Origin of the sequence: Erysipelatoclostridium sp. MSK.7.34, from assembly GCF_019041935.1 — a bacterium.
Taxonomy (GTDB): Bacteria; Bacillota_I; Bacilli_A; order Erysipelotrichales; family Coprobacillaceae; genus Thomasclavelia; species Thomasclavelia ramosa.
In genome coordinates, this window is record NZ_JAHPYJ010000073.1 from 1 (window position 1) to 668 (window position 668).

At 27.8% G+C, this 668-nt stretch carries 1 pseudogene; it reads left to right on the top strand.

From position 1 onward, the window contains the following. Positions 1 to 206: pseudogene (locus KTF99_RS16865) on the top strand (tyrosine-type recombinase/integrase); the annotation flags it as partial. Positions 207 to 668: the final 462 nt, after the last annotated feature.

The window sequence follows — 668 nt, forward strand, 5'->3', positions numbered from 1 at the left end:
ATCAGACACTTAACAGATATTCGCATATGTTTCCTAGTAAAGAAGGAGAAATCGTGGATAAAATTGATAATCAAGCTAGTATATATAACTCATATTCCGTAACATTGGCAAATATTATAGTAGATTTTTTAGAGAAAATAAATCAATTGAAAAATCTTGAAGAAAAAGATATAATTATGATAGAGCAAATAAAGAAAATTATGTAATTATAAACGGATAAAAATACTGAAAGGTATGATATAATATCTAGTGTAAAAGTTAGATTAGTTAGTTGATTTTAGATAATATTAAATGGAATACAGATTCCCTGGTGGCTTAACGAAGCTGGAATGAAAAAGAAACTTAATTTTTCTAAAATACTCCAGGATGGAATAAAAAAAGAACTTGGTATTTAAATGATAATGACTAAGCCAAAATGGCTGATTTTATTGTAAAAATGGAGGGTACATTTCTAGTGAAAAAAGTAATACTAATATTAATCTGATACTGGTCGCAACACTATCTGGCTGTTCAACAGCTGAATCTGAGCCTGCAGGTACTAATAATACTAATGATAAGACACAGTTAATAACTGAAAATATACCAGATTACACAGATAAAATTTATGTAGAAGTTAATGGAAATAAAGCAGAATTCAGTGATGAAGATAAAAAACGAACAGATGCTTT